Origin of the sequence: Streptomyces sp. NPDC029526, from assembly GCF_040637405.1 — a bacterium.
GTDB lineage: Bacteria > Actinomycetota > Actinomycetes > Streptomycetales > Streptomycetaceae > Streptomyces.
Map to the genome: position 1 here is coordinate 1 of NZ_JBEZWE010000030.1, position 10,469 is coordinate 10,469.

The window sequence follows — 10,469 nt, forward strand, 5'->3', positions numbered from 1 at the left end:
GCGGCTCTTGAACCGCCAGGATGTCGCGGTGGCCCGCTGCACCGTCGAACGCCTCATGCGCGAGCTCGGCATCGCCGGAGCGGTCCGCGGCAAGAGCGCGTCAGGGGTGACCAGGCGGCGACCCTGTGTGAGAGCCTGCCTGGTATGCCGACCTTCGACCTGTACGCCGACGGCCCGGGCGCCTCGCATTGGGAGGTACCCGCCTCTGGGGCAGCCCGGTTCAGCTGGGAGTACGACGACGGCCGCGAACGGCTGCTCGCGCTCTACCAAAAGGGCAAGGACAAGCAGTGGGATGGAGCCAAGCGCATCGACTGGGACCTGGAGGTCGATCCGTGCGACGCCCTCGGGACGCCGGACGAGGCCATGTCCGTGTACGGCAGCCGGTACTGGGCCAAGATGTCCGAGCGCGACCGGGCCGAGCTCCGCCGGCACTACGCCTCCTGGCAGTTCAGCCAGTTCCTCCACGGTGAGCAGGGCGCCATGGTCTGCGCGGCGCGGATCGTGGAGTCGGCGCCGGACTTGGACGCGAAGTTCTTCTCCGCCACCCAGACCATGGACGAGGCGCGGCACGCCGAGATCTACGGCCGATTCCTGCACGAGAAGATCGGACTGGTCTACCCGGTCGACGACAACTTGCAGGCGCTACTGGGCGACACGCTGCGCGACAGCCGGTGGGACATGCCGTACCTGGGGATGCAGGTGCTCATCGAAGGGCTGGCGCTGGCCGCCTTCGGTCTGATCCGGGACACCACGGACAAGCCGCTGCCCCGGCAGATACTGGCGTACGTCATGCAGGATGAAGCGCGGCACGTCGCCTTCGGGCGGATGGCGCTGCGCGACCACTACCGGCAACTCACCGATGCCGAACTACGTGAGCGCGAGGATTTCGTCATCGAGGGCTGCTATCTGATGCGCGACCGGCTGCGCGGAACCGAGGTGCTGGAGAACTTCGGCATCCCCAGGGTGGAGGCGGAGCGGCTGAGTGAGGAGTCCGGGGGTCTGCGGCTCTTCCGCAAGCTGCTGTTCAGCCGGATCGTGCCGTGCGTGAAGGACATCGGGCTGTGGGGCGAACGGCTCCAGCAGGCCTATGTCGACCTGGGCGTGCTGGAGTTGGGGGACTCCAACCTGGACCTGCTCATGAACCAGGACGAGGAGATCGCCGATCGCCTCGACGCCGAGCGGTTCGCTGTGGAGGAGCGGGAACGGGTGGCTGAGATATACGCGACCGTCCAGGAGGGAGCAGTCGGCGACCGTCGGGCGGACGAGGAGGATCGGGTGTAGTGGGCGGCCACTGGACAACCAGCCGGCAGTCGTCTGGACAGCTGTTCGGGCCGTCGGCCCGGCGTTCCTCCTGATCCGACGGGACCGGCAAGTCCGAGGTGAGCTGCCAGAGGGCGGCCGCAGGACGTGGCGCGAACTGACCATGTCGAACCCTGTGAGCCTCCGCAGGGGCATATAGGGTCAACTCATGAGTCTGACACCACGGTTGATCGTCCCGGATCCCGACACCGCCGCGACCTACTACCAAAAGGCCATGGGCGCAAAGGAGGTCTTCCGCGCCGAGGACGACGCCGGCCGCGTGATGGTCGTCGTCCTGCAGATCGGCGGTTCCCCGCTCTCCCTGTCCCCCGCGGTGTCCGAGTGGGGCTGGCTCTCGCCCGAGGACGTCGGCGGCTCCCCGGTCCTCCTGGAGGCGGAGTTCGCGGACCAGGACGCCGTCGCCGAGCAGATGCTCGCCGGAGGCGGCACCGTGGTCGTACCGATCGAGAACCGGCCGTACGGCAAGCGGGAGGGACGCATCCGCGACCCGTTCGGTCACCTGTGGATCGTCACCGGCGCACTGCGCTGAGGCACCGCTGCCGCTCCTCGCGGGGTCACGTCTCCGAGAGGAGCGGCAGCGGAGGTTCTGGGGTCCGCGTATGTCTCGGACGACCCGCGAGGGCCACGGCGAAGGCCGTCGGGAACAGACCTGGGTGCCCTTGCGCACCCCTTGCTTGATGACCCTGGGCAGCATCAGGTCGCGTATCGCCCGGGTGATCCACCGGTCGGGCGTCGTCACCGCCCCCGTCTGCCGGGGCTGCTTTGCCATCGCGGCACCCCGGTCCCGCCGCGACTCCTCGAACACGGTGAACGCCCGCTCCACGGTCGGGTGTTCGTGCATCGCCAGGGCGAGTTCGTCGGCGTCCGGCGTCCACCATGCTGCGCGCGGCGCCGGCCCCCCGGCGAGGGTCACAGCGTGCGCGGCGTCCCCCAGCACGGCGGCGCTCTCCCGGTGTCGGGTGTCCAGGAGCGGCGCCTCGTGGACCGGCCACCGAACCGTGGTCGGCGGTCGCGGGGCCGGTCGCGCTCCGGCACGGTTCGCCGATCATCAGGCGGCCACCGGGCGGTCACCGGGCGGTCACCCGCGAACGTGTCGTGGTTCTTCCGGCGTCCCCGCCGCGTTGGTCGCGGAGGAGCGCGCGTCACGCTCCGAGCCGGAATCCGGTCCACGCCGAGGCGGTATCCATCCGGCATCGACCTGGAATCGAGACCGGGCAGGATCGGACACACGGGGGCCGGTGACGACGTCACACGGGAACCGGCGTCGAAGCCAGCCAGCAGAACCTCACGCACGCGTCCCGGGCCAGTTCCGGCGGCACCGTCGGCCGTCCGTCCGATGGCGGCGCCGGAGAGGACGCCTGCATGCACCGACGGCGCCGCCGGTCCTCGACCACGAGTTGTCACTCGTCACGGGAGATCGGGGGCAGGATCATGGTCACGCTCACTCACAACAGGGAAGTCAAGTTCCTCCGCTGGCCGGTGCAGAGCCACGAACGCGACCAGTTGCGCGCGGCGGGACTGCCGTGCCTGCTGGTCCTGGAGGGTCAGACGGCGCCGCCGGGCGACATCTCCCCCACCGAGGACTGGGTGCGCCCGCCGGTGGCCCGCCTCGACCTGGCGGCTCGCGTCCACACCCTTCAGCGGCGCACCGGCACAGACTTCGTCCCCGCGCTGGATCCGACCGGGGTTCTGTACTACGGCGGGCAGTCGGTGCCCATGTCCGAGGCGCAGAGTGAGATGATGCGATGTTTCCTGGCCGACTTCGGCCATCTCGTCCGCCGGGATGTGCTCAAGGAGGCCCTGGGGCGGATCAGGAACGAGACGGTCACCAGCAACGCGGTGGACCTGCACATCATGCGGCTGCGCCAGCGGCTGGACGGCGTCCGCCTGAGTCTGCGCACCGTGTGGGGGCGGGGTTACATCCTGGAGACCGCCACCTGATGCGACCGGCCCCGGAACGCGCTCGCCTGCGCGCTCCGGGGCGCTGCTCGCCGCGGTCAGCCCGCCTGCCGGCGCCGGCGCTCGTGCACTTTGCCGCGCAGTTCGTGGAGTTCGGTGAACGGCATCGTGGCACGGTCCATGAGGTGCGCCGCGCCTGAGGTGCCGGCGGTGCCGGGCTGTTCGCCGATCATCTTCATGACCAAGCCCACGTGCCCGATCTTCCACTGGAAGTAGCCGTTGCCGACCCGGAGCATCGCCTCGACGGCGCGGTGGTACGAGCCCGCCTCGACACCTGCGGCGATGATCTCCTCCAGGTCGGCGCCGATCCGTTCGAGCCCGGAGCGGAAGGCGAGGAACAGGGAGCCGGACCGGCTGGCGCTGCCCAGCACCCGTTCCAGTTGGTGGGACTGGCTGGACTGCGCACCGCTGGCCATGCCGAGGTACTGCCGGAACTGGGCGAAGTCCTCCAACGGCAGCCGTTCGAGCGCCATGAGCTGCTCGTGCAGCAGGCGCAGCAGCTCGCCGGCCCGGTAGAGCAGGTCAACGGACCGCTCCAGGCCCGCGGTGGTCATCGTCGCGAAGTGGCCCTCCACGGCGGCGAGGTCGCTCAGGATCTGCTTCAGCCACAGTTCACAGGTCTGGTGGCTGACGATGAAGAACTGTTCGGAGAGCAGCGTGGCGAGGTCCGCGTCGTCCTCGGGGGTGCGGGGCTGCTGGAGGGTCAGCAGTTCGTCGAGCTTCAGGTAGGAGGCGTAGGTCACCTCGGTGGGTGTCACCGCTGCCTCTTCTCGCGGACGAGTTCGATCAGACGTTCCACTCCGGTGACGAGTTGCTCCTGATCGATGCAGAACGCGATCCGGACCAGGCCGGACGCGACCCCGCCGGGCTTCAGCGGTCGCATCGTGCCGTCCGCGGCGAATTCGGGCCGTGCGGAGAACCCGCTGCCGGGAACCACCACGACGTCGTGACGGAGCATGAGTTCGGCGCTGAACTCCTCGCCGGTCAGACCGGTGCAGGAGATGTCGGCCATGGCGTACCAGCCGCCACCGGGCAGCGCGGGCAGCAGCCCTTCGTCGACCAGCGGGGCGAGTGCGGCGTCCCGGTTGCCGCGTACGAAGTCGTGGTTGCCGGCGAGGACTCCCGAGGCGTCCAGGGCGGCCAGTCCGGCGTACTGGACGGGCGCGTTGGGCGCGATGATGCAGGACTCCTGGACGGTGCGCATGGCGGCGGCCGTCTCCGGCCGCGACACCGCGACGTAGCCGAGCCGGTAGCCGGTCATCGCCGGCCCCTTGGAGAAGGTGAAGACACTGTTGACGATGCGCTGCGACGCGGGTCGGTCGCGCTCCAGGGCGGCGATGGACAGGTGGGGGCCGGAGAACGCGAAGTCCTCGTAGGCCTCGTCGCTGATGATCTGCCAGCCCCGCTCGTCGGCGATCTCGTACAGGATCCGTTGCAGCGGGAGCCCGGCGACCGCACCGGTGGGATTGGAGGGGGTGTTGAGCAGCAGCGCCCGGGTCGCCGGGGTCGCCGCCTGCCGGATCGACTCGGGGTCGGGCGCGAAGTGTTCGTCGAGCTTGTAGAAGACCGGGCGGAAGCCGGCGAGGAGGGCCTGTTGCAGGTGCACGGGCCAGTGGATCTCCGGCATGAGGATCTCGGCGCCCGAGTCGGCGAGACATCGCATCAGGGCGCTGAGCCCCTGGCAGGAACCGGGGGTGACGAAGATCCGGGAGGGCTCGGTGTCGATGCGGTTGACGGTGTCGAGCTTGTCCGCGAGACGCTCGCGGAGCTCCGGGAGCCCCTGTACGTCTATGTAGCGGGCCCGGCCGTCCAGGACGGCGGCGACGAACTCCTTGGCGACGGAGTCGGGTGGGCCGAAGGCGGGCTCGCCCACGTGCAGCTTGATCTGGCCGGGGTGCTCCCGCTCGCGCTCGTTGGCGATCCGGAAGGACTCGTACAGCCAGGAGGAGGGGATGGCCGAGGCCGGGGCGAACCACGGTGAAGCGGTTTGCGTCATCTGATTCATGCCTTTCCGCTAAAGGGCAGGACCGGCCGGATCGAGCCGGCCGGGTGGTGCTGCCGGGCTGTGGCTCAGGCCGTACGCCCGCCGTCCACGGACACCAGGGATCCGGTGACCCAGGACGAGGTCTCGGGGTCGACGAGGTGGCACACCCAGGCCGCCACCTCCTGCGCCAGGCCGAACCGCCCCAGGGGGGTGCCGGCCACGATTCCTTCGCGCAGGGCGTCCGCGCCGTCGCCCGCCGCCAGGTCCCACAGGCCCGTGTCGACCGGGCCGGGCAGCACCGCGTTCACCCGGACCTCCGGTGCCAGTTCCACGGCGAGCGACCTGGTCAGGGAGTTCAGGGCGGCCTTGCTGGCCCCGTAGAACGACCGGTTCGGCATCGCCAGGACGCCGCCGACGGAGGACACGTTGACCACGCTGCCCCGGCTGGCGCGCAGCAGGGGCAGCAGCGCCCGGATCAGCAGGGCGGGAGCCACCAGGTTGGTGTCGATCATCTCCCGCAGGTCCGCCTCGGCGGCGTCCTCCAGTCGGTCGAAGACCGCGTGCCCCGCGTTGTTGACCAAGGCGTCGACGCCCCCGAGCAGGTCCCCCGCGCGTTCCGCGATGCGCGCGGCGGCGTCGGGGGCGGTGACGTCCACGGCGTACGGCACCGCGGTGCCCGCTCCCCCGGCCCTCGCCTTCGCCGTCACCTCCGCGAGCCGGTCGGCCCGTCGGCCGATCGCCAGGACGTGGGCGCCGAGTCCGGCTGCGCGGGCGACCACGGCGGCGCCGATGCCCGAGCCGCCGCCGGTGACTACCAGCCGCAGACCTGCCCAAGGACTACTCATGCGCCGAACCGCATCCCTTCGTGTGGACGGGAACCCGTCGCGCCAAGTCCTCCAGCAGCGGCGCGGGGTCGTCGAAGACGTGGAAGTGGCCTCCGTGTGTGATGTCGAGGCTCGTGTTCCCGGTGGTGAGACGTCCCCAGTGTCGCCAGGCCAGGACCGGTACGAGGGGATCTTCCCGGGCGATGCAGACGTGCACGTCGCAGTGGAGCGGCACCGGGTCCCGGCAGGTGAGGTAGCGCTCGTGCGCGGCGATGTCGGCGCGCATCGCGGGGAGCAGCAGGTCGCGGAGCTCGGTCTGCGACGCGATGCCGGGGTCGATGCCCCCGAGGGCGACGAGGCGCTCCCACAACTCCTCGTCGGGCAGCAGGTGTTCGTCGCGAGGGGTCCGGGCCGGATCCCCGGGTGCCCAGGCGCCGGACGCGACGAGAAGGACGACGTCGAGGCCCGCCCCGGGGCACCGGCGGGCCACCTCGCAGGCGACGGCCGAGCCGAAGCTGTGGCCGAAGAGCAGCAGGTCCGCCGGTGGCAGCCGGGTCAGGTCGGCGACGATCTCCTCGGCGATCGCGCCGACTTCCTCTTCGGGCGGTTCCGTCAGCCGGTCGCCGTGCCCGGGGTACTGCGCGGCGCACAGTTCGACGGCGGCCCCGGGGAACGCGGCCCGGAACGGGGCTCGCCAGCCGGTGAAGTTCTCCGCGCGGCCACCGGAGTGCGGCAGCCCGAGCAGCCTGAGCCCGGGGTGTTCCGTGCTCGACACCGTGCGCACGGATCCGCTGTGCACGCCCATGGCCGATCCCCCTTCGCCGCCTCGGATGTGAGAATCGCACGCATGCCCCGGGCCGCCGCGGAAACCTTCATCATTCATTCAGCGCCGCCTCGGGCGGGGGCGCGAGAGGTGAGGATCGAGGCCGGATACGAGCACCTCCCAGTGGCCCGGTGCCCGGGCCGAGCACCTCGCACAGGCCCGGTGTCCGGGCCGAAAGGAGTCTCCCGGTGGTCTCCTCCCACAGCGGCGCCGTTCGCGGCGGCACGGACGACGTCACCGACGGGGCGGGTGTCGACCTCGCCGACCCGGCGGCGTTCGTCGAGCACGACCCGTACGCGTACTGGGACCGGATGCGGCGCAGTGATCCGGTGCGCTGGCATCCCCCTGCGTACGGCCGCCCCGGGTTCTGGGCGGTGGCCCGGCACCGTGACGTCCTGGCCTGCTACAAGGACGCGGCCCGGCTGAGCTCGGCCCGGGGAACGGTGCTGGACGTCCTGCTGAGCGGCGGCGACTCGGCCGGCGGGCGGATGCTGGCGGTGATGGACCGGCCCCGCCACCGCGAGCTGCGCCAGGTGATGCTGCGTGCCTTCTCGCCACGGGTGCTGGGGAAGGTGGAGGTGGCGGTGCGGCGGCGGGCCGACGCTCTGGTGGCCGCCGTGGCCGGTACGGGCGAAGCCGACGCCGCGCGGGACATCGCGGAGCATCTGCCGCTGAACACGGTGTGCGACCTGCTGGAGCTGCCCGTCGCCGACCGGCCCTCGCTGCTGGGCTGGAACAAGCGCGCGTTGTCGTCGGAGAGCGCCGAGGACGACCCCTTCGACGCGTTGGAGGCCCGCAACGAGATCCTGTCGTACTTCGTGGACGTGGTCCGCGAGCGTCGCCGACACCCCGGCGAGGACGTGATCAGCATGATCGCCGGCGCCCGGGTGGAGGGCGAGCCGATGACGGAGGACGATCTCGCCCTCAACTGCTACAGCCTGATCCTGGGGGGCGACGAGTCCACGCGGGTGACCACGATCGGGGCACTGCACGCGCTGGGCACCCACGAGGAGCAGTGGCACCGGCTGCGGACCGGCGAGGTGGCGGTGCGGTCGGCGGTGGAGGAGGTGCTGCGCTGGGTGACCCCTGCCATGCATTTCGCCCGTACGGCCACGGTCGACCTGAGGATCGGAGATGCCGAGGTGTCGGCGGGCGACATCGTCACCCTGTGGAACATCTCGGCCAACAACGATCCCGAGGTCTTCACGCGGCCCCGCGCCTTCGACGTCGGCAGGGAGCACAATCCGCACGTCGCCCTCGGGCACGGCCCCCACTTCTGCCTGGGCGCCTTCCTCGGCCGGCTGGAACTGTCCGCCGTGCTGGACTCGTTGGTGCACCGGGTGAAGCGGATCGAGATCCTGGCGGAACCGCCGCGCGTCTACTCCAGCTTCCTGTTCGGCCACAGTTCCCTGCGCCTGCGGCTCGACTGAGCCGCGTCCGCCTCCCGTCAGGCGTCCGGCCGGGAAAGGGGCCGCCGGGCCGGCAGGACCCGCGACGGGCCACGCCGGCCGGGGGCGTGACCCGCGCCCCGTTTCGGCCCGTGCCCCGTCCGATCTCAGTCCACGGTCAGCAGGCCGGCCAGCTCCGCCATGGTGGACCGTTCGAAGACGGCCCGCACCGGAAGGGTCATCCCCCATTCGTCCCGCACGGCTTTGGCGAGCCGCACCGCCAGGACCGAATGGCCGCCCAGGTCGAAGAAGTTGTCGTCCGGCGCGACCACGGGCACCCCGAGTACCCGGGCGGCCAGCGCGCACAGCGCGGCTACGGGGTCGACGGTGGCGGCCGGCCCGGCGGGCGGCGTGGCGGCGCTCGCGGCGGCCCGCTGCTCCAGGACGCGCCGGTCGATCTTGCCGTTGCTGGTCATCGGCAGGGATGCCACCACCTCGACGCGGGAGGGCACCATGTGCGCGGGCAACCGCGCGGCGAGCCGCCCGCGCAGTTCCGCCGCGAGGCCGTCGGCCGGGTCCGCGCCGGGCACCACGAAGGCGACCAGGCGCGCCGAGTCCACCTCGCCGGTGACGACCACCGCGGCGAGCCGGACTCCCTCGCAGGATTCCAACGCCGCTTCGACCTCTCCCGGTTCGACCCGGAAGCCGCGCAGCTTGACCTGGCGGTCGGCGCGGCCCGTGAAGTAGAGCGTGCCGTCCTTGTCCCGGTGGCCGAGGTCGCCGGAGCGGTACATCCGGCTGCCTGGGCCACCGTACGGGTCCGCGACGAAGCGCTCCGCGGTCAGGGCGGGCCGGTTGAGGTAGCCGAGGGCCTCGCCCGCGCCCACCAGGTAGAACTCGCCGTCCTCGCCGGGCCGGCAGGGCTCGAGGTCGACGTCGAGCACCCGTACCTCGTTGCCCGGCCACGGCTCGCCGATGCTGACCGGCTCGCCCGGCCGCACCGGGCCCGCCATGGTCACTCCCACGGTCATCTCGGTGGGCCCGTACCCGTTGAACATGCGCCTGCCGGGCGCCCACCTGGCCACCAGCGCCTGGGTGCAGGAGTCACCGGTGGAGAGCACCACCCCGCCGGGCAGGACGCCGTCCGGGTCGGTGGCGGTCAGCGCGACCGGAGGGAGCACCGCGTGACTGATCCGCCGGCCGATCAGGGTGCGGCGCAGCTCTTCGCCGGGCAGCACCGCGCGGTCGTCGGTGAGCACCAGGGTGGCCCCCGACAGCAGAGCCAGCGTCAGGTCCCAGAAGCCGGCGTCGAAGTTGAACGAGGCCCACTGGAGCACCCGGTCGCCGGGGCCGGGGCCGATCCGGCGCCGTTGCGTCTCGGCGAGCGCCGCCATGCCCGCGTGCGGGATCACCACGCCCTTGGGCGTCCCGGTGGAGCCGGAGGTGTAGATGACGTATGCGGTGTCCTCGGCGTGCAGCGGCTGCCGCCGCTCCTCGTCGGCGACCGGCCGGGCCGGACGGGGAGCGGGGTCGGGGGCGGCCAGGTCGAGGGTTTCCAGTCCGGTGACGTCCACCGGCGGGGGGCCGGTGTGCAGCAGGGTCCGCAGCCCCGAGTCGGCCGCCATGTGGTGCAGCAGTGCGGCGGGATAGCCGGGGTCCAGGGGGACGTAGCCCGCCCCGGCGGTCGTCACGGCGAGTGCCGCCGTCACCTGCTCGGTTCCGCGGGGTACGCAGATCCCGACGAGGTCGCCGGGGCCGAGACCGTTCGCGATCAGCCGTCGGGCCAGCCGGTTCACCCGGGCCGCGAGTTCGCCGTAGGTCAGCGTGGTGCTCTCGCTCTCGACCGCGGGCAGGTCTCGGTGCTCGGCCACCACCCGTTCGAAGAGCACGGGAAGGGTCTCGGCGGTGGAGCTGGTCACCGCGGGCGGGCGGGGGCGCACGTCCGGCCAGACGCGCTCGACGTGGGCGCGGGCGCGGTCCAGGGAGGCCGCGGGCAGTTCCGTCCGCCAGCCGGCGGGGGCCGGCAGCCGGGCGGGCCACAGCGAGCGCTGGCCGCGCTGGTTGCACAGGACCATGTAGCGCTCGTCCGGGTCTTCGAAAGGGTTGGCTGGCATCGAGCGACCTCCTGTGTGACGGTGCCGCCGGATGGGTCCGGCGCCTTGCGAGGGCGC

General features: G+C 71.8%; 9 protein-coding genes and 1 pseudogene. 5 read left to right on the top strand and 5 right to left on the bottom strand.

Features of this window, described 5'->3' with window-relative positions:
- The 4 genes and pseudogenes from AB0F01_RS30270 to AB0F01_RS30285 all read left to right on the top strand — a co-directional run.
- Positions 1 to 94: pseudogene (locus AB0F01_RS30270) on the top strand (IS3 family transposase); the annotation flags it as partial.
- A 50-nt stretch (positions 95 to 144) separates the two neighbouring features.
- Positions 145 to 1,281: a ferritin-like domain-containing protein gene (locus AB0F01_RS30275; RefSeq protein WP_362102353.1), complete on the top strand. Its 1,137-nt coding sequence runs from the start codon at positions 145 to 147 to the stop codon at positions 1,279 to 1,281.
- Positions 1,282 to 1,468: 187 nt separating this feature from the next.
- Positions 1,469 to 1,849, top strand: coding sequence for a VOC family protein (locus AB0F01_RS30280; protein WP_362102356.1), 381 nt, complete (start codon positions 1,469 to 1,471; stop codon positions 1,847 to 1,849).
- 902 nt (positions 1,850 to 2,751) lie between these two features.
- Complete coding sequence (locus AB0F01_RS30285) at positions 2,752 to 3,261, top strand: helix-turn-helix domain-containing protein (protein WP_362102359.1); 510 nt, start codon at positions 2,752 to 2,754, stop codon at positions 3,259 to 3,261.
- Between the two features lie 56 nt (positions 3,262 to 3,317).
- Here AB0F01_RS30285 and AB0F01_RS30290 read toward each other — a convergent pair whose 3' ends face one another.
- From AB0F01_RS30290 to AB0F01_RS30305, 4 genes are all read right to left on the bottom strand, one after another.
- Positions 3,318 to 4,037, bottom strand: a complete 720-nt coding sequence (locus tag AB0F01_RS30290) for a tryptophan 2,3-dioxygenase family protein (RefSeq protein ID WP_362102362.1) — start codon at positions 4,035 to 4,037, stop codon at positions 3,318 to 3,320.
- On the bottom strand, positions 4,034 to 5,275 hold the full coding sequence (locus AB0F01_RS30295) for a pyridoxal phosphate-dependent aminotransferase (RefSeq protein ID WP_362102365.1): 1,242 nt from the start codon (positions 5,273 to 5,275) through the stop codon (positions 4,034 to 4,036). The genes AB0F01_RS30290 and AB0F01_RS30295 overlap by 4 nt, the downstream gene beginning before the upstream one ends.
- A 74-nt stretch (positions 5,276 to 5,349) precedes the next feature.
- Positions 5,350 to 6,108: an SDR family oxidoreductase gene (locus AB0F01_RS30300; protein WP_362102367.1), complete on the bottom strand. Its 759-nt coding sequence runs from the start codon at positions 6,106 to 6,108 to the stop codon at positions 5,350 to 5,352.
- Complete coding sequence (locus AB0F01_RS30305) at positions 6,101 to 6,892, bottom strand: alpha/beta fold hydrolase (protein WP_362102369.1); 792 nt, start codon at positions 6,890 to 6,892, stop codon at positions 6,101 to 6,103. Before AB0F01_RS30305 ends, AB0F01_RS30300 begins: the two co-directional genes overlap by 8 nt.
- Before the next feature lie 206 nt (positions 6,893 to 7,098).
- Here AB0F01_RS30305 and AB0F01_RS30310 point away from each other — a divergent pair, with 206 nt between their 5' ends.
- The gene (locus AB0F01_RS30310; protein WP_362102371.1) at positions 7,099 to 8,340 is read left to right on the top strand and encodes a cytochrome P450; all 1,242 of its coding nucleotides are present in this window, start codon (positions 7,099 to 7,101) and stop codon (positions 8,338 to 8,340) included.
- A gap of 125 nt (positions 8,341 to 8,465) precedes the next feature.
- Here the strand turns inward: AB0F01_RS30310 and AB0F01_RS30315 are convergent, their stop codons facing one another.
- Entirely contained in the window at positions 8,466 to 10,412 is a 1,947-nt protein-coding gene (locus AB0F01_RS30315; protein WP_362102374.1) for an amino acid adenylation domain-containing protein, read from the bottom strand.
- Between the last annotated feature and the right edge of the window lie 57 nt (positions 10,413 to 10,469).

Coding starts and splice junctions, on each gene's coding strand:
- AB0F01_RS30275 (WP_362102353.1), top strand. CDS start 145: ATGCCGACCTTCGACCTGTACGCCGACGGCCCGGGCGCCTCGCATTGG.
- AB0F01_RS30280 (WP_362102356.1), top strand. CDS start 1,469: ATGAGTCTGACACCACGGTTGATCGTCCCGGATCCCGACACCGCCGCG.
- AB0F01_RS30285 (WP_362102359.1), top strand. CDS start 2,752: ATGGTCACGCTCACTCACAACAGGGAAGTCAAGTTCCTCCGCTGGCCG.
- AB0F01_RS30295 (WP_362102365.1), bottom strand. CDS start 5,275: ATGACGCAAACCGCTTCACCGTGGTTCGCCCCGGCCTCGGCCATCCCC.
- AB0F01_RS30300 (WP_362102367.1), bottom strand. CDS start 6,108: ATGAGTAGTCCTTGGGCAGGTCTGCGGCTGGTAGTCACCGGCGGCGGC.
- AB0F01_RS30305 (WP_362102369.1), bottom strand. CDS start 6,892: ATGGGCGTGCACAGCGGATCCGTGCGCACGGTGTCGAGCACGGAACAC.
- AB0F01_RS30315 (WP_362102374.1), bottom strand. CDS start 10,412: ATGCCAGCCAACCCTTTCGAAGACCCGGACGAGCGCTACATGGTCCTG.